Below are 17,224 nucleotides of genomic sequence, written 5' to 3'. Positions count from 1 at the left end.
TCGATGAGCGAGGAGACGATCGTCGACGAGGTCCGAGCACTGATGATCGAGCGGCACCCGGACTGGTCCGGGCAGGAATGGATCGAGCAGGGGGTGGGCTGCTTGTGCGCCGAGCATGTGGCGTGACGGACCTAGCGGCCTCTGTGCGTGACGACCAGGAAGGAAAACCTCGATGAGCGACACCCCGGACGCGCGGGAATCCCGGAGCAGACGAGAGCGTGGCATCTCGGCCTACGCCAAGATCTTTGCCGTGCCTGAGCAGGAGGTGCCTGCGGCCTTCGCCGCGCGTGTCGGGGCGGTGTTCGCCGAGGAGGCGCTTCAGGCCGCCGGGGGACCGGCATGGTCGCACCCCGCTCTCACCGGACGCGAACGCAGCATCGCCGTCATCACCGCCCTGGCCGCGCAGGGCGTGTCCGGAGACCGCTTGAGCACTCATCTGCGGTTGGGCCGGCAGCACGGGCTGGACGAGGCCGCGCTGAGCGCCCTGATGATGGTCCTGGCCGGCTACATCGGGTACCCACGAGCGTCCCTCGCCATGGAAACCATTCACGGATCGTTCGCCTCGGGCGGCCAACGCGACACCGCCCACCAGTAGGTCGACCACTGTTCGCCGGCAGCGCGACCCCATCGTGGCGTGGTCAAACCCGGATGACGGTGGGACCGCCCACGCTTTCGAGCGCGTCAAAGTCACCGTCCTGGCTGACGACGTCCATTCCGTGTCCATTCCGTTCGCCGAGGCAACTGCCCTGTCGCAGGACAACGGCAGCGTGGTTGCGAACATCCCGGGACGCGTTTGTGCTCAGGTGCGTCACTGTAGCTCTCTGTGCACTGTCAATCGTCGGTCGACAACCTCATCCGATCCGGCTTCCTGCCTCCGGCGACACACGGCGGTGCGCTCGCGCGCCGTAGTGCAGGTGGGTCGGGGTCGCGCCGACATCGTCAGGGTTGAAGAACACGGCGAGCAGGTCCGCATCGGCGATGGGCAACTTGAGCAGGAACGAGTCCGCTCGGGCGACAGGCTGCAGCGGGAGGTCGATCATCGGCGGCCAGCCCTGTTCCGCGGCGACCGCGTGGGTCGGAGTGACCGACGCGAGCAGGCAGTTGTGCGCGTCAGCGGTGACCTCGATGAGCAGTCCTTCCCGCTCGTACCTGCCCGCGTACCGGTCCGGGTCGGCCACGGCCGAATCGGGCACGATCTGAGGGTCGGGACGGGGCCCGACGCCCAGGCGTTGGCCGAACAGCCACGCGGCAAGTTCGCGGTAGAGCGTGATAGCGCTCTCGGTGTTGGTCTGCAGGCAGAATCCGAAACGCTGCTGTGGGGCGAGGCGCATAAAAGCGTTCTGCCCGATGGAGTTGCCGTCGTGGCCGATGATCTCGACCTCACCCCAGTGATCGAGAATCCAGCCCAGTCCCCAGGCCTCGCCCAACACGGAGTCGTCCACCAAGCTCACCTGCGGCTCTCGCATCGCCTCCACGAGCGTGGCTGACAGCAACCGCGTGCCATCGGAGGCCAGGCCGCCATCGAGATGTAGTCGGGCGAAGGCGAGAACATCTCCGGCGCTCGCTACGACAGCGGTGCCCATCGGCCCGAATGACCGGTACAGCCCCCAGGTCGGGCTGACGATCAGGTGCGCGGGGTCCTCGGGATCGGGTATGTGCCCGACCGCGGTGGGGTGCACGATCGCATCCTCGGCGTAGGACACGGTGCTCTTGAGCGCCAGGGGAGCGAAGAGTCGCTCGCGCAGGACGTCTTCAAAGGTCTGTCCGGTCGCCGCCTCGACGATCTGGCCGAGGATGGCGAAGCCGCTGTTGCTGTAGCTCCAGATGGCGCCGGGGTCCGCGATCTGGGGCAGGTCGGCGCAGCCTTGGACATAACGCGCGAGCGCGTCGTCGCCTCTGCCTGTGTTCGTGAAGTGATCTCCGTCGAAGCCGCTGGTGTGGCTGAGCAGGTGCCGCGGCGTCACGACCTCGCTGGCGCGCCGATCGCGGACCTCGAAATCCGGAAGGTAGGTCCGGATGGGCACGTCGAGGTCGAGCGTGCCTTCCTCGACCAACATCATGACCAGCGTCGCCGTGTACACCTTGCCGATCGAGCCGGGCAGGAACAACGCGTCGGTCGTAGTGGGCCACCGGGTGCGCAGGCTCAGGACGCCCGCGGCTACCTCGGTGACTGTGTCGCCGTCGAGCACGGCCAGTTGAGCGCCCGGCACATTGTGTTTCGCGATCAGCTCTGCGAGCCGGTCCTCGATCTGTCGTTCGGTGAACATCATCTAATCCCTTTCGGTTACCTACACTGTAGGTATCGTACTGTACCGACACTGTAGGTTGTCCTGTCAAGAGCGCGTAGTCTGTCTGCGTGGTGGCATTGACGCGAGACGGCATCCTCCGCACCGCCGTGACGCTGGCCGACCGGGAGGGCTTCGAGGCGGTCACGCTGCGACGCATCGCGGCCGAACTCGGGGTGCACGTGACCTCGCTTTACAACCATGTGGCGACCCGCGAGGCGGTGACCGACGGAATCATCGAACTGCTCCTCGACGAGGCGAAGCTGCCTCTGGTCGCGGTCGGTTGGGAAACGTGGGTGCGCCGGTTCGTGGCCGGGATGGCAGAGCTTTCTGCCACGCATCCGGGAGCGGTTACTGCGCTGCAGCGACGCCCCGTGCAAGGCGCGCGCGCCGCGGCGACCTTCGAAGTTGCCCTCGCCGCCTTCCGGCACGCGGGTTTCGACCCACACGACGCCTACAACGCGGTAAAGGCGACCGCGCTCACCGCGCTCAGCACGGGGCTTGAGCAGGCGTTGAGCGTCACGGGACAGGCCCCCGAAACCTCGGTGGACGAACTCCCGGCCGACCAGTTCCCGCAAGTCCGCCTGGTCAGTGCCCTGGCCGATCCCGAGTCGGCCTGGTCTTTCAGCCTCGAGACGCTCATCTTCGGCCTCCGCACGCAGCTACGCCGCCGACGCAAGTAGCCTGCGCACGGCCTGGCCTCGCCGGATGCTCCTTCGTCCTTAGATTGACTCAGCCACCGCAAGAGTTTGTCGGCTCATCGCAGAAGAGGGTGTAGTCGGGGTCTGAAGCCGCCGGTTTCGAGTAGTGATCTGGTGATGTAGTTGACCGAGCCGATGTGGTGCAGTCGGCTGGTTCGAGCGTGACCCAGCCGTGGCCGCGGAGGCAGCCGGCGGACACGGCGCCCTTGTCGATGAGCATGCGTTCCGGGTGGCCGTGAGGGGCGATGGCTTGGTGGAGTTCGGCGACCACGTCGCCGGCTTCGAACACGGTCCGGGCGGTGAGCAGGCAAGCGGCCGGCAGCCGTCGTTGCGATTGGATCGCGCAGATGCCATGCGATGGTTTCAGCGCCGCCGCCGACGTCGCGATCGGAGTCCGTGAGCTGCTTACGCGCCCCGTACCATCGGCTTCTGGCGGTGGTCGCGGCTGGCGTACTTCGACACCGGCGGTGAATCCAACTGAGACCCACCGAAGCAACCAACCTACTCATCATTCCTCGATCGGTGAGCCGCTGTTCAGGTGATGCGCGGAGCCCGGCGTAATCGGCGGTAGCGAACCAGTCAGCGGCCGGTGTCGGTGCCAGTGGTAAGACATTCGCCAGGACGAGATTCTGGAGGGTGATGTCATGCGTACCCAGGTGACCTTCGACGTTGCTGATCCGCATGCGCAAGCTGCTTTTTGGGCGGCTGTGCTCGGCGTCGAGGTTGAAGACCACTCAGAGTTCGTCGACGGCCTGGTCGCCGCCGGCCGGCTGCCGCCCGAGGAGCGCATCACCGTTGCCAGCCGGTCGGCGTTCCGTGACGTCGCCGCTTGCCGTGATCCGAGCGGCGTCGAGCCGAGGCTCTACTTTCAAAAGGTGCCCGAGAGCAAGGTCGCAAAGAACCGCGTGCACCTTGACATCCGTGTGGAGCCGGCGGACAAGGATGCCGAACTCGCTCGGCTCACCGCGCTCGGTGCGCAGCTGATCGGCACCCACAGCGATCGTGGCCCGCTGACGTATGTGATGCGTGACCCCGAAGGCAACGAGTTCTGCCTGCACTGACGAGTGTCCGATCGACCCTGCACTGACGATGTCCGATCTCACAGTGCGATCAGCGGCGACGGCGGATCAGATAACCGCCGCCTGCGGCGATAAGCACAACACCAGCCAGCAGCATCGCCACTTGCTCGTCCCGGGTGCCGGTCGTCGTGGCAGCGGCCTGGCCACCGCTGCCGGCGGGCACAGCTGTCGGAATCGCGCGTGCGGGGGCGGTGGACGTAGCCGACGCGGCGGGTCGAGATGCCGGCGCAGCGGGGGCAGTCGTCGTCGGCGCAGCGATGGACGAGCTCGCGGCAATTCCGACGGGGACGGTGCCACTGGTTTTCGAACCATGGTGGCGGCTCACGAGCACGATAACGGCGATGATGGCGGCAACGACCAATACTGCGATCAGCGGCGGCAGCCATCGTTGAAGCGGAAGGCGGCCGGTAGCTGGTGCGGCGGACGGCGACGGGGCAGGTGTCGTCGGCAGCTTCGCGACGTCGGCCATCACCGCGGCGGTGAGGGTGCCCGCCAGCCCGACCGGAACGACGAACGGGGCTGCCGCGGCCAGAGCCACCGGGGACCACAGCGCGGTGAATTCCGTCAGGGCGGCCTGGCAGTACTCGCACCCGGACTGGTGGTCGGTGAGCTCGTCGGCGTGACCGTCGGCGACCTGTTCGAGCAACTGGTCCACATCGGCGCCGCAGGTGAGGTGCTGGACATCAGCGTCCAGGCCGCTGCCGGGCGACGGTTCGGGCGCGCCTGATCCTGGAGTCGTCACTGAGCTGCCACCTCCCACTGCCCGAGCGTCGCGGCGAGAGTTCGGCGGGCGCGAAAGAGCAGGCGCCGGGTGTCGGGGACGGTGCTGCCGGTGATGGTGGCGACGTCGGTATAGGGCAGGCCTTCGAAGTGATGGAGCACGAGGACGATCCGCTGGGCCGGCGGTAGTGCCGTTATGGCGGAGGCAATGTCGCTGGGGCCGCCGGCGACCTCGTCAGCCGTCGGCATCGGGTGGCTTTGGGCGGTGCGCTCAGAACGTCCGCGAGCGAGCCGGTCGAGCGTTGCACGGGTGACGATCGTGTACAGCCAGATCACGAACGAGGTGTTGCCGGTGAATTGGGAAAGGGTCCGCCACGCCAGGACCAGCGCCTCCCGCGCGACCTCTTGGGCGTCCTCGTCATCACCGAGCATCCGCAACGCCACTCGGTAGGCCGCGAGGTTGTGGCGGTGGAGAAGCTGTTCGAAGGCGTCGAGGTGGCCTTCTTGCGCGCGCGCGACGAGGTAGGCGTCCTCGACTTCGACCGCCACGCAACCCTCCACGACCGGGCCCCCGCGAACCCTGGTGCCTCTACGATGCCACATCCACAGCAAACAGCCGCCGAAGCCCGTCGCCAGGTGGAGCGGAAGGCCGCCGGGGTGGGTGAACCGGCGCTGTGCCGGCTCACCCACTCCGACTGCGGGCAGGAGTTCCAGGTGACCTTGACGATCGCGGGAGCATCGCTGTTGTAGGCGACGGTGTGGACCTCACCACGGCTGCTGTAGAGCTGCAGGCTGTAGGCGTCACCGGTCTGGTCGGTGAAGTGCAGATAGAGGGCGGAATTCGCCTGTTCCATCCAGGTCTACTTCGGATAAATCGCAGCGTGGTTTCAGCGGACGCCGCGGGGTCGGAACTGGATGCTGATGCGTGGCCCCACCGGCTTGGTGGTCTTGGGAATCGCGTGTTCCCAGGTGCGCTGGCAACTGCCGCCCATCACGATCAGGTCGCCGTGGCCGAGGTTGTGCCGCAGCGTCCGGCCGGCACCGCCACTACCGGTACCGCCACCGCCTCGCGGGCGCAGCAGCAGCGGACGGGGCGCTCCCACCGACAGGATGGCGACCATGGTGTCCTCGGTGCGACTGCGCCCGATGGTGTCGCCGTGCCAGGCCACGCTGTCGCGGCCGTCCCGGTACAGGCAGAGCCCCGCCGTCCGGAACGGCTCACCGAGCTCGTCCTCGTAGTGCGCGTTCAGCGCATCGTGCGCCTCGTCCAGTGCTGGATGCGGGAGCGGCTCGCCCTCGCCGTAGAAGCTCAGCAAGCGGGGAACGTCCACCGTCCGTTCGTACATCCGGCGCCGCTCGGCGCGCCAGGGCACCTCACTGCTGAGCCGGTCGAACAGCGCGTCCGCCCCGCTGAGCCACGCCGGGCGGACGTCGATCCACGCCCCGTCGGTGAGCAGCGTCCGCAGGACGGAATCCCCGAGCGGCGCCAGTGCGATCTCTTCGGTGAGGTCCAGCAGCGACCCCTGCAGCGCGCCGTACATCCCTCGACTCTAGCAAATATTCAAACGCCTGTTCGAAAGACCTTCAGCCGAGCTTCCGCATTCCCTCGTCGGTGGGGGCGCCGCGAAATGCGCGCCGGTCGGCTCGGGGCAGCAGCCTCGCCGGCGTGCCGAAGCCCACCTCAGAGCCGAGCATCGCTCGGGCGGCGGCAAGGTCGACCGGGCGCGACCAGAGGTAGCCCTGTCCATAGGTGCAGCGCGCCTTGCGCAACCACGCCGCCTGTTCCGGCTGCTCGACACCCTCCGCGACGGTGGTGAAGTGCATCTTGTGGCTGAGGGCGATGATCGCCTCGGCGAGCGAGGCCGCCTGCTTGTCGGTGGTGACCTTGTCGATGAAGGACTTGTCGACCTTGAGCACGTCCACCGGCAGCGAGCTGAGGTAGGCCAGCGAGCTGTACCCGGTGCCGAAGTCGTCGATCGCCACCTTGACGCCCACTTCCCGCAGGGCGGCCAGCCGGGGTGCCACCGTGTCGAGGTCACGCAGGATGACAGTCTCGGTGATCTCGAGGGTGAGCCGGTCCGAGGGAAGGCCGGTGTCCGTGAGGGCCGCGAGCACGCTGTCCACGAAACCGGGCTGGGACAGCTGCTGGGCGGACACGTTCACCGACATGGTCGGCGCGCATCCCGGCCGCTGCATGTCCGCCGCCGCCTCGCACGCCGCCCGCAGCACCCAGGCGCCCAGCGGCAGGATCAGCCCGGTCTCTTCCGCCATCGGAATGAACAGCGCCGGGCTCATCAACCCCCGGGTCGGATGCTGCCAGCGGACCAGTGCCTCGAAACCCTTCACCGCAACGGTCCGGAGGTCGATGATCGGCTGGTAGTGCAGCACCAGTTCGGACCGGGTGAGCGCCCGCTGCAGGTCAGCCCGTAGTGCCAGCCGCTCCAGTGCCTCGGTGTGCACCCGGGACTCGTACACCACGATGCCGGACTGGCCGCGGTCCTTGGCCAGGTACATCGCCACGTCGGCATTGCGCAGTGCCTCTTCGGCGTCCATCTCACCGGGCACGGCCTGTGCGAGCCCGATGCTCGCCCGGACGGTCACCGACCGGTCGCCCACCACGACCGGTGGCGCCAGCGCGGCCTGCACCCGTTGCGCGACCTCGTGCGCGGACTCGATGGTCGCCGAGTCCATCAGGATGGCGAACTCGTCCCCGCCGAGCCGCGCGGCGGTGTCGCCGGCGCGGACCACGCCCTTGAGCCGCGCGCCCACCTCGGCCAGCACCTGATCCCCGACCCCGTGGCCGGCTCCGTCGTTGACGCTCTTGAAGTCGTCCAGACCGCAGAACAGCACCACCAGCGGGGAGGCCGGTCCCGAGCGCCGGATCAGCGCGTGCTGCAGGCGGTCGGTGAACAGCTGGCGGTTGGCCATACCGGTCAGACCGTCCTGGAAGGCCTGGAAGGTGAGCCGTTCCTCGAGTTCCCGGCGTGCGGTGATGTCGCGCAGCGTGAGCACCAAGCCGCGCACCGCCGGATCGCCGAGCAGGTTGCTCAGGGTTCCTTCCATGGACAGGATGCGGCCGTCGGCGTGGACCATGCGCAGCAGGATGTGCTCGCCGACGCCGAGGCCGGGACTGGCGAGTCGCTGCAGGAAGACGTCGAGGTCGCCCGGGTGCACCAGTTCGGTGAGCCGGGTGCCGACGAGCTGGTCATCGGCGATTCCGAGCAGCACCAGGGACGGCGGGGTGGCGAACGAGATAGTGGCGTCGGCCTCGCACACAGCGACCACGTCGGTGGCGTTGCGGACGAGGGCGGCCAGCCGCTGCTCACCGTCGCTGCGCGCCTGCTGCGCGGTGACCTCCCGTTGCAACGCGCGGTGCCGGCTGACCAGCCGCCTGAACCACGCCATCCAGCCCAGCGATGCCAGCACCAGTAGCCCGGCGTAGCTCAGCCGTGCCTCGGCGGTCACGGTTCGCTGCCGGTGGTCGAGGTCCACTGCCAACCGGCGCACGGCTGACCGGAGCTGCTCGACGCCGGCCGGATCGGCCGCGGTGTCGGCTGCCAGTTGACGAGCCGCGCTCAGGTCCGCGCGCGGCACACCCGAGCTGGAAAGCCCTGTCAGCACGGCATCGGCCCGGCGAGCGGCGGCGGTGAGTTCCCGTCCGGTGGCCGATTCCAGAGTTCCGGAGAGGCTCGCGACCGCGACCTGATCGCGCCGGATGGGTTCGGCCCGGTCATAGACGGCGGTGAGCAGCGCGAATTCAGCGGTCACCACCAGTACAGTGCCCGCCACCGTGGCGAGCGCCCGAGTTCTCGAGGTGCCACCAGGGCCGCTCTTGTCGGCCTTCCCGCTCACATCAACTCCCCGCTCCGCTGACACCTGTCTGGTGACCAATCGGCGGGCGATGCAGCCAGTTGAGCTAGTCGGGCTCGTCGCCGCTACGGCGGCGCCGCTCACGCTCGTCGCGCGCCACGTCCTCGGCGCGCAGGGCCCGGTACTCGTGCCGCTGTTGCTCGGCCCGCTCGCGAAGTTGCCGCAGGAAGTCCTCGTCGTCGTCGGGGTTACTGGCGACGCGGCGGCCGGGGCGCTCGTACTCGGGGTAGCGACCGGTGCTGCCCCGCCGCGGCAGGCCGGTGTTCCCCTTGTACGGCAGGCCCGCGGTCGTAGCGCTGTCCCAGGTGCGACCGGCCACCAGCCACAGGATCGAGCCGACGTCGGACAGCAGCAGCACGATCAGTACCCACACCATCTTCGGCAGGTGCCGACATCTGGAGGCGTCGGTGGTGATGACGTCGAAGAGGCAGAAGAGCCAGAGGGCGAGCAGTACCAGGCCGAAGACTCCGTCGAAATACAACACTGCGCATCCCAGCTCTCAGCCGACGTGGAGGGGGGTTCTCTCATGAGCTCACGTCAACCGCAGGCAGTAGCGTGATGATCCATGCCACTGCTCTCCGATCTGCTGCGTGCCCTGGACGACTGGTACCCGACCGCGACGGCCGAGTCCTGGGACGCCGTCGGGCTCAGCTGTGGAGACCCCGGCACAGCGGTCGACACCGTGCTGGTGGCCGTCGACTGCGTTCCGGACACAGTGGACGAGGCGATCCGGGCCGGCGCGCAGCTGCTCCTCACGCACCACCCGTTGTTCCTGAGCGGCGTGCACGGAGTGCCCGCCACCGACCCCAAGGGTGCGATGGCGCACCGGATGATCCGAGCCGGAGTCGCGCACTTCGCCGCCCACACCAACGCCGACGTCGCCGAGCACGGGGTATCGGCGGCGCTCGCCGACGTCCTCGGCCTGCGTGAGATCCGGCCGCTGGACCCTGACCCCGCACCGGCGCTGGACCACCTCAACGTCTTCATTCCCGGCGAGAACGTCGATCAGGTCGTCGACGCGCTGACGAGGGCAGGCGCCGGATCCGTCGGCGGCTATGACCAGGGCACCTTCACGGTCGAGGGAACGACCACCTACCGGCCGCTGCCGGGCGCGAAGCCGGCGGACGGTGAGATCGGCGTGCTCACCCGCAAGGCCGAGGTCAGGCTGTCGGTGGTGCTGCCACGCCGGCTGCGCGGTGCCGCGCTGATGGCCGTCCGCCAGGCGCACCCGTACGAAGAGGTGGCGTTCGAGCTGACCGAGCGCCCGAGCCTGCCGGGGCCGACCGGTACCGGACGGATCGGTGAACTGCCGGGACCGCTCAGCCTGCGCGACTTCACCGATCACGTCGCGGCCGTCCTGCCCCGGACGGCCTGGGGAGTACGGGCGGCCGGTGCGCCCGACCAGGTCATCCGCACGGTGGCGGTGTGCGGTGGATCGGGGGCCTCGTACGCCGAGCTGGCCCGGGACGCCGGCGCGGACGCCTACCTCACCTCCGACCTCAAGCACCACAGCACGCTGGAGACCGTGAACGAGCCGGCAGGCGTCTCGGCGCGACCGCTGGCCCTGGTCGACGCCGCGCACTGGGCGACCGAGTTCCCGTGGCTGGACGTGGTCGCCCGGCAGCTCCGGGAGGGCTTCGCTACCGGCGGCTCCGATGGTTCCGGTCGGGACGCAGGCGGGGAGGCCGGCCAGACCGCCGTCCGGGTGCTGGTGTCAGAAACCGTGACCGACCCATGGACGCTGCACGCCCGATGACTGTCACACTGTCCGCACGAGCACGAACTGTCTTTCCCGCAGATTCGCACTACCCCGCAGATTCGCACTACCAGGAAGCCAACTACACACGTGATAGCTGATCCCTTCGTCCAACTGCGGCTGCTCGACCTGCAAGCCGTGGACACCGCGCTGGCCCAGCTCGCTCACCGAAGGCGCAACCTTCCGGAGTTGGCCGTCATCGCCGACTGCGATCAGCGCGCCGCCGGGGTGCGCAGCCAGCTGGTCGACGCCGAGACGACGCTCGCCGACCTGGCGGCGGACCAGCGCAGGATGGAGGCGGACGTCGACACCGTCCGATCCCGCGCGCGCAAGGATCAGCAGCGGATGGCCGCGTCCGGCGTCCCCGCCAAAGAGATCAGCAGCCTGGAGCACGAGGTCGCCTCGCTGGCCCGCCGGCAGGGCACGTTGGAAGACGAGCTGCTCGAACTGATGGAGACCCGGGAAACGGCCGAGTCCGAGGTCGCCGACCTCAAGGGCCGGCTGGAGGCCGTCGCGGGCGAGCGGGCGATCGCCGCGACAGCCCGGGACGAGGTCTTCGAGGAGCTGGACGACGCGGAGAAGAAACGGCACGCCGACCGGGACCGGCTGGTGGGGACCCTGCCCTCGGACCTGGTGGCGCTGTACGACCGGGTCCGCGAGAGCAGCGGCGGGGTCGGCGCGGCGATGCTCCGGCAGCGACGCTGTGAGGGCTGCCGGCTGGAGCTGGCGGGTTCAGAGCTATCCGAGGTGCGCGCGGCGAAGCCCGATCAGGTGCTGCGCTGCGAGAACTGCCGCCGGATCCTGGTCCGCAGCCACGAGTCGGGCTTGTGACGTCGGCTGACGCGAGCACGTTCGTGGAACGGGTGATCGTCGAGGCCGACGGCGGCTCCCGCGGCAATCCGGGCCCGGCCGGGTACGGCGCGGTGGTGCTGGACGCCGACACCGGCGCGGTGCTGGCCGAGCGCAAGGAGTCGATCGGGCTCGACACCAACAACGTGGCCGAGTACCGGGGCCTGATCGCCGGTCTGACCGCGGCGCGGGACCTGGGGGCGTCTGCGGTCCGGGTGCGGATGGACTCCAAGCTCGTGGTGGAGCAGATGTCGGGTCGGTGGCAGGTCAAGCACCCGGCGATGCGGCCGCTGTTCCGGCAGGCCAGCCAGCTCGCGACCGAATTCGCCTCGATCACCTTCGAGTGGATCCCGCGAGCGCAGAACAGCCACGCCGACCGGCTGGCCAACCAGGCGATGGACGCCGCGGCGGGGCACCCGCTGAAGCCGGCCACCGGTCCGGTTCAGACGGCTCTCGGGGAGCCGGGGACTGACGGCGGTTCGGTTCCGATCGGCCGAGACGCCATCGACGAGGACGCCCAGCCGGCCAACAACAACAGCGCCTGGGTCACGCCCGACTCGACGCCGACGCGGTTCGTCCTGGTACGGCACGGGGTCACCGAATACTCGGTCGCGAAGAAGTTCGCCGGACGCTCCGACCTGCCGCTCACCAACCAGGGCCTGGACCAGGCCCGGCGGGCGGCACGACGGGTGGCTGAACTCGGCCCGGTCGACGCCGTCGTCTCCTCGCCGCTGCTGCGCACCCGGCAGACCGCGGGCCAGATTGCCGAACGGCTCGGGCTGGACATCGCGATCGAGGACGGCATGGTCGAGACCGACTTCGGGAACTGGGACGGTTGCAGCTTCGCCGAGGTGCGGCAGAAGTGGCCCAGCCAGCTCGACAGCTGGCTGGCCGACCCGGCCGTCGCGCCGCCGGCGGGGGAGTCCTTCGAGGACGTGACGCGCCGGGTGCGCCGGGCCCGGGACCGGATCCTGGGCCAGCACGCGGGCAAGACGGTGGTCGTGGTGTCGCACGTGTCACCGATCAAGATCCTGGTCCGGCTGGCTCTGGACGCGCCGCCGTCCGCGCTGCACCGGATGCTGCTCTCGCCCGCCTCGATCTGCCAGATCGACTACTACCGCGACGGGCCGGTGTCGCTCACCTCGTTCAACGACAGCGCGCACCTCACCGGAGCCTGAGCGGTCCGGCGACCAGCCACAACGCCACGGTCACCGTGCACACCAGCACCGGGGTCGAGATCAGCCCCAGCCGGTGGAACTCCACCGCGCGCGGCCGATCCGGGGGTGGCAGGCTGCGCCGCCAGAGCAGGGTGGCCAGCGATCCGGGATAGGTGGCGTTCGGCCCGAGGTTGACCCCCACCAGGACGGCCAGCACCGCCAGCGGCGAACCGGTGACCAGGGGGAGCAGGGCCAACGTGGTCGGCAGGTTGTTCACCAGGTTCGCCAGTACGGCCGCGAGCAGGGCCAGTCCCAGCAGGGCAGCCAGCCCGGTTCCGGACGGGATCAGGTGGCTCAGCCCGGCCTGGATACCGTTGCTCAGCACCCCGGCGACCAGCACGCCGAGGCACAGCACGAAGGCACAGAAGCCGGGACTGGCCCCGAGCACCATCTCGGGCACGGTCAGCGGCGGATGCGTTCGGGGCACTCCCCGCCCCTTACGGGCGGGGAGTTGCGGCACCGCCAGGGCGACGCAGCCCGCCAGCGCCGCCCACGCGGGAGCGAGCCCGACGGCGGTGGTCAGCACGAAACCGGCCACCGTCAGCGCCAGCACAGCCAGGGCGTAGCGGGGGGCCGCCAGCACTGGCGGCACCTCGGCCGCGGTCGAGGTGAGGTCGCGCCGGAAGGCCAGCCGCAGCGCCGCCCAGTCCAGCGCGCAGGCGAGCAGCCAGGGCAGGGTCATGGCCGCGGCGAACCGGCCGAAGGACAGGCCGCTGGCCGTGAACGCCAGCAGGTTGGTCAGGTTCGACACCGGCAGCAGCAGCGATCCCGAGTTGGCGATGTGCGCGCAGGCATAGCTGTGCGGCCGGTTCGGAACGTGCAACCGCCGGGCGGTGGCCAGCACGACCGGCGTCACCAGCACGACCGTCGCGTCCAACGTGAGCGTCGCGGTGACGACGGCCGCGAACCCGACGACCAGCACGAGCAGGCGCTTGGGAACCCCGTGGCTGGCGTGGGCGGTGACGCTGCCGAGGTAGTCGAACACGCCCGCGGCGGCGCACAGCCGTCCGAAGGCGAGAATTGCCGCCAGGAAGGCCACGGTCGGTCCCAGCTCGCGGACGCTGTGCTCGGCCGTGCTCAGATGGCTGGCGCCGGTGATCAGGGCCAGCGCCGCGCACGGCACGGCCACGACCGCCTCGCTGAGCCCGAAGGGACGGACGACCGCGGCGGCAAGGCAGATCGCGATCAGCACGAGGCCGACAACCAGTTGGACCGACATGCTCAGCGCGCGCCCGGGCGCGCGCAGCGTAGACAGGTCACCGAGCCAGGCTAGCGACGTTGCGCAACCGGCGTTGCCCCACAGCGCTAGGATTGGCGCGCGGCGGACGAGTCGGCCGGGCGACCGCGTCAACCTGGCAACAGGCTGCCGAGGAAAGTCCGGGCTCCACAGAGCAGGGTGGTTGTTAACGGCAACCCGGGGTGACCCGCGGGACAGTGCCACAGAAAGCAGACCGCCAGGCGATCCGGGTTCGCCCGGGTCGCGGGTAAGGGTGAAACGGTGGTGTAAGAGACCACCAGCGTTCCGGGTGACCGGAGCGGCTAGGTAAACCCCACCCGGAGCAAGGTCAGGATGACGTCCGGTTCGCCGGACGTCTGCGCAGGCGTTCGAGGGCTGCTCGCCCGAGCCTGCGGGTAGACCGCTGGAACCTGCCGGCGACGGCAGGTCGAGATGGATGGTCGCCACCGGGGCTCGCCCCGGAACAGGACCCGGCTTACAGGCTGACTCGTCCGTTGCCTCTCGTGGATACGATGTGCCGATGAGCACCAAGGACCTCGAAGGTACGTACTGGTACTGCGAGAAGCACCACGTCGCCGAGGTGTTCCCGGGCTGCGGAAGCCACCAGAAGATCGGCCCGTTCGACACCGAGGCCGCGGCGGCGAACGCGCTGCAGACGATCGCCGACCGGGAACGGCGCTATGACGCCGAGGACAGCAAGTGGGAGGGCGGCGCCTGATCGCGCCGCCCTTCGCGAACCCATTCAGTGGTAGCTGTGCTCGGCGCCCGGGTACACGCCGGACTGGACCTCGCTCGCGAACGTCTGCGCCGCACCGGTGAGGACAGCCGCCAGGTCTGCGTACTGCTTGACGAACTTGGCGGGCTTGCCCTCGACGCGCAGTCCGGCCATGTCCTGCCACACGAGCACCTGCGCGTCACACTCGACGCCCGCGCCGATGCCGACCGTGGGAATCCGCAGCTCGTGGGTGACCTTCTTCGCCAGGTCCGCCGGAACCACCTCGAGCACGACGGCGAACGCCCCGGCCTCTTGCAGCGCCAGCGCGTCCTCGATCAGCCGGTGGCCGGCGTCGTCGCCGCGCCCCTGCACGCGGTAACCGGACAGGGTGTTCACCGACTGCGGGGTCAGTCCCAGGTGCGCCATCACCGGAATGCCGGCGGACGTGAGCAGCTCGACCTGGGGCGCGAGTCGAGCGCCGCCCTCCAGCTTGACGGCGTGCGCGCCGCCCTCTTTCAGGAACCTGGCGGCGGTGTCGAGCGCCTGCTGCGGTGACGCCTGGTACGTGCCGAACGGCAGGTCTGCGATGACCAGCGCCCGCTTTGCGCCCCGGACCACGCCGCGCACCAGCGGCAGCAGTTCGTCGACGGTGACCGGCACGGTGGTGTCGTAGCCGTAGACGACGTTCGCGGCCGAGTCGCCGACGAGCAGCACCGGGACACCGGCGTTGTCGAAGACCCCGGCGGTCGAGTAGTCATAGGCCGTCAGCATCGGCCAGCGGTCGCCCGCGGCCTTGGCGGCCTGCAGGTCTCGGATGGTGACACGGCGCGTCGAAGTGCCGCCGTAGAGCGTCTCGCTCATGGTGGGTCCTTTGGTTTCCTCGAGGCCGGCACGCCGGTCCCCGGGCGGTAGTGGACGCCCCCATCGTCCTCTATGGGCGGCTCTCGCGCCAGCGGTTGGTGATCGGCAACCGCCGGTCACGCCCGAACGCCTTGAGGCTGATCTTCGGGCCCGGCGGATACTGCCGGCGCTTCCACTCCGCCGCGTCCGTCATCCGCGATACCCGAGTGGCCAGGTCCCGGTCGAAGCCGGCGGCGACGAGTTCCTCCAGGCCCGCGTCCTCGTCGACGTAGCGGGCCAGCAACCGGTCCAGCTCGTCGTAGTCGGGCAGCGAGTCCGAGTCGAGCTGGCCCGGCCGGAGTTCCGCCGAGGGCGGCTTGGCGATGGAGTTCTCGGGGATCGGGGGCTGCTCGCCGTTGCGCTCGGCCGCGGCATTACGCCAGCGAGCGAGCTCCCAGACCAGCGACTTGGGCACGTCCTTGAGCGGCGCGAAGCCACCGACCGCGTCGCCGTAGATGGTGGAGTAGCCGACCGAGATCTCGCTCTTGTTGCCGGTCGCCAGCACCAGGTGCCCGTGCTGGTTCGACAGGCCCATCAATGTCGTTCCCCGCACCCGGGCCTGCACATTCTCTTCCGCCAGCCCGGTCAGTTCCAGGGCGCTGACGAACGCACGCACCATCGGCTCGATGTTCACGGTCCGCAGCGGGCCCCCGAGCCGGCGGGCGAGCTCCACCGCGTCCGAGATCGAGTGCTCGGAGGAGTACGCGCTCGGCATCGCCACGCCGTGCACGTTCTCGCCGCCGATCGCGTCGGCGGCCACCGCGGCGACGACCGCGGAGTCGATGCCACCGCTCATGGCGATGACCACGGAGGCGAAACCGTTCTTGCGGACGTAGTCACGGGTGCCGAGAACCAGGGCCTGCCAGACCTCGGCCTCGTCGGCGAGTCCCGGCGCGATGGCCAGGGCCGGGGCTTCGGAGCTGCCGAGCGGGGGAGTGCTGCTGGACTCGGTCAATGCCCTGGGCGGCAACGGAGCGGTGAAGCGCCGGATCGTGATCGGGCTGTCGCCGCCCGCGCTCGTCCCGGTTGCTTCGGGAAGATCGAGCTCGACGTAGAAGAGCTTCTCGACGAACTGCGGCGCCCTCGCCAGCAAGGTCCCGTTGGGGCTGACGACGAAGGAGTCACCGTCGAAGACCAGCTCGTCCTGGCCCCCGACCTGGTTCACGTACACCACCGTGGCGTCGGCTTCCTTCGCGCGGCGCTGCACCAGCGAGAGCCGGACGTGGTTCTTGTCGCGCTCGTACGGAGAGCCGTTGATGTTGAGCAGCAGGCCCACCCGGGCGGCGGCGGCGGCGCTGAACGGGCCGCCGTCCTGCCAGACGTCCTCGCAGATCGTGAGCCCGATGTCGACACCGCCGAAGCGGATCACCGGCAGGTCCGAGCCGGCCTTGAAGTAGCGGTCCTCGTCGAAGACGCCGTAGTTGGGCAGGTGGTGCTTGAAGTAGCGCGCCACCACCGCGCCGCCGAGCAGGAACGCCGCCGCGTTGCGGGACCCGGCGTCCTCGTCGAGGTAACCGACCACCACGCCGACGTCGGCCAGTCCCCGCTCCGCCAGCGATGTGGCAACGGCGTGCAGGGTGGCGATCGAGGCGGCCCGGAACGACGGCCGCAGCGCCAGGTCCTCGGGCGGGTACCCGGTGAGCGTCATCTCGGGAAAGACGACGAGTTGCGCTCCGGCGGCGGCAGCCTCGGCGGTGCGTGCGAGCACCATCTCGGAGTTGGCTGCCAGATCGCCCACGGTGAGGTCGACCTGGGCCAGGGCAACGCGCAATATCGTCACGCCACCAGTTTGCAGCCGAGACCTGGGCGAGGTGTGGGCGGGTCAGCGGTCTTCGACACTCTTTCGTCACCGTAACCACGCGGACGTAGCACAGAAAGTAAGCAACAATAGGCCG

At 69.4% G+C, this 17,224-nt stretch carries 16 protein-coding genes and 1 other RNA gene; 8 read left to right on the top strand and 9 right to left on the bottom strand.

Annotated elements, in window-relative coordinates; translation table 11 throughout:
• Positions 1-172: 172 nt before the first annotated feature.
• Positions 173-595 (top strand): carboxymuconolactone decarboxylase family protein, encoded by a 423-nt coding sequence (locus RM423_RS08505; RefSeq protein ID WP_311422590.1) that lies wholly within the window; start codon positions 173-175, stop codon positions 593-595.
• Between the two features lie 256 nt (positions 596-851).
• On the opposite strand, the gene RM423_RS08500 is transcribed toward RM423_RS08505, so the two are convergent.
• On the bottom strand, positions 852-2,267 hold the full coding sequence (locus RM423_RS08500) for a serine hydrolase domain-containing protein (protein ID WP_311422589.1): 1,416 nt from the start codon (positions 2,265-2,267) through the stop codon (positions 852-854).
• An 89-nt stretch (positions 2,268-2,356) separates the two neighbouring features.
• On the opposite strand from RM423_RS08500, the gene RM423_RS08495 reads away from it, so the two are divergent.
• A complete protein-coding gene (locus tag RM423_RS08495; protein WP_311422588.1) occupies positions 2,357-2,968 on the top strand; it encodes a TetR family transcriptional regulator in 612 nt (203 codons plus the stop codon).
• A 662-nt stretch (positions 2,969-3,630) separates the two neighbouring features.
• Complete coding sequence (locus tag RM423_RS08490; RefSeq protein WP_311422587.1) at positions 3,631-4,047, top strand: VOC family protein; 417 nt, start codon at positions 3,631-3,633, stop codon at positions 4,045-4,047.
• A 49-nt stretch (positions 4,048-4,096) separates the two neighbouring features.
• Here RM423_RS08490 and RM423_RS08485 read toward each other — a convergent pair whose 3' ends face one another.
• From RM423_RS08485 to RM423_RS08465, 5 genes are all read right to left on the bottom strand, one after another.
• On the bottom strand, positions 4,097-4,807 hold the full coding sequence (locus RM423_RS08485) for an LPXTG cell wall anchor domain-containing protein (RefSeq protein WP_311422586.1): 711 nt from the start codon (positions 4,805-4,807) through the stop codon (positions 4,097-4,099).
• On the bottom strand, positions 4,804-5,334 hold the full coding sequence (locus RM423_RS08480; RefSeq protein WP_311422585.1) for an RNA polymerase sigma factor: 531 nt from the start codon (positions 5,332-5,334) through the stop codon (positions 4,804-4,806). Before RM423_RS08480 ends, RM423_RS08485 begins: the two co-directional genes overlap by 4 nt.
• Positions 5,335-5,672: 338 nt before the next feature.
• Entirely contained in the window at positions 5,673-6,326 is a 654-nt protein-coding gene (locus tag RM423_RS08475) for an alpha-ketoglutarate-dependent dioxygenase AlkB (protein ID WP_311422584.1), read from the bottom strand.
• Between the two features lie 43 nt (positions 6,327-6,369).
• Positions 6,370-8,637 carry a putative bifunctional diguanylate cyclase/phosphodiesterase gene (locus RM423_RS08470; RefSeq protein ID WP_311422583.1) on the bottom strand — a complete coding sequence of 756 codons (2,268 nt, stop codon included), beginning with the start codon at positions 8,635-8,637 and terminating at the stop codon, positions 6,370-6,372.
• Between the two features lie 64 nt (positions 8,638-8,701).
• Positions 8,702-9,139, bottom strand: a complete 438-nt coding sequence (locus tag RM423_RS08465; RefSeq protein ID WP_311422582.1) for a PLD nuclease N-terminal domain-containing protein — start codon at positions 9,137-9,139, stop codon at positions 8,702-8,704.
• Positions 9,140-9,220: 81 nt separating this feature from the next.
• Here RM423_RS08465 and RM423_RS08460 point away from each other — a divergent pair, with 81 nt between their 5' ends.
• The 3 genes from RM423_RS08460 to RM423_RS08450 all read left to right on the top strand — a co-directional run bounded on the left by RM423_RS08460 (position 9,221) and on the right by RM423_RS08450 (position 12,438).
• Positions 9,221-10,411, top strand: coding sequence for a Nif3-like dinuclear metal center hexameric protein (locus tag RM423_RS08460; protein ID WP_311422581.1), 1,191 nt, complete (start codon positions 9,221-9,223; stop codon positions 10,409-10,411).
• 90 nt (positions 10,412-10,501) lie between these two features.
• The gene (locus RM423_RS08455; RefSeq protein ID WP_311422580.1) at positions 10,502-11,242 is read left to right on the top strand and encodes a zinc ribbon domain-containing protein; all 741 of its coding nucleotides are present in this window, start codon (positions 10,502-10,504) and stop codon (positions 11,240-11,242) included.
• Complete coding sequence (locus RM423_RS08450; protein WP_311422579.1) at positions 11,239-12,438, top strand: bifunctional RNase H/acid phosphatase; 1,200 nt, start codon at positions 11,239-11,241, stop codon at positions 12,436-12,438. The genes RM423_RS08455 and RM423_RS08450 overlap by 4 nt, the downstream gene beginning before the upstream one ends.
• Here RM423_RS08450 and RM423_RS08445 read toward each other — a convergent pair.
• Positions 12,425-13,696 (bottom strand): SLC13 family permease, encoded by a 1,272-nt coding sequence (locus RM423_RS08445; protein ID WP_311422578.1) that lies wholly within the window; start codon positions 13,694-13,696, stop codon positions 12,425-12,427. The two genes, RM423_RS08450 and RM423_RS08445, sit on opposite strands and share 14 nt — an antisense overlap.
• Positions 13,697-13,803: 107 nt before the next feature.
• Between RM423_RS08445 and rnpB the strand changes: the two genes are divergently transcribed.
• Both rnpB and RM423_RS08435 read left to right on the top strand, forming a co-directional pair.
• An RNA gene (gene rnpB, locus RM423_RS08440) (RNase P RNA component class A) lies at positions 13,804-14,208 on the top strand.
• Between the two features lie 26 nt (positions 14,209-14,234).
• The gene (locus RM423_RS08435; RefSeq protein WP_311422577.1) at positions 14,235-14,432 is read left to right on the top strand and encodes a hypothetical protein; all 198 of its coding nucleotides are present in this window, start codon (positions 14,235-14,237) and stop codon (positions 14,430-14,432) included.
• Between the two features lie 24 nt (positions 14,433-14,456).
• On the opposite strand, the gene panB is transcribed toward RM423_RS08435, so the two are convergent.
• Both panB and RM423_RS08425 read right to left on the bottom strand, forming a co-directional pair.
• Positions 14,457-15,290 carry a 3-methyl-2-oxobutanoate hydroxymethyltransferase gene (panB, locus tag RM423_RS08430; RefSeq protein WP_311422576.1) on the bottom strand — a complete coding sequence of 278 codons (834 nt, stop codon included), beginning with the start codon at positions 15,288-15,290 and terminating at the stop codon, positions 14,457-14,459.
• A 70-nt stretch (positions 15,291-15,360) separates the two neighbouring features.
• Entirely contained in the window at positions 15,361-17,109 is a 1,749-nt protein-coding gene (locus RM423_RS08425; RefSeq protein WP_311422575.1) for an NAD+ synthase, read from the bottom strand.
• Between the last annotated feature and the right edge of the window lie 115 nt (positions 17,110-17,224).

It is taken from the genome of Jatrophihabitans lederbergiae, from assembly GCF_031845305.1.
GTDB classification, from domain to species: Bacteria; Actinomycetota; Actinomycetes; order Mycobacteriales; family Jatrophihabitantaceae; genus Jatrophihabitans_A; species Jatrophihabitans_A lederbergiae.
Note: the sequence above shows the minus strand (reverse complement) of the source record. Positions and strands in the feature narration are given on the sequence as shown.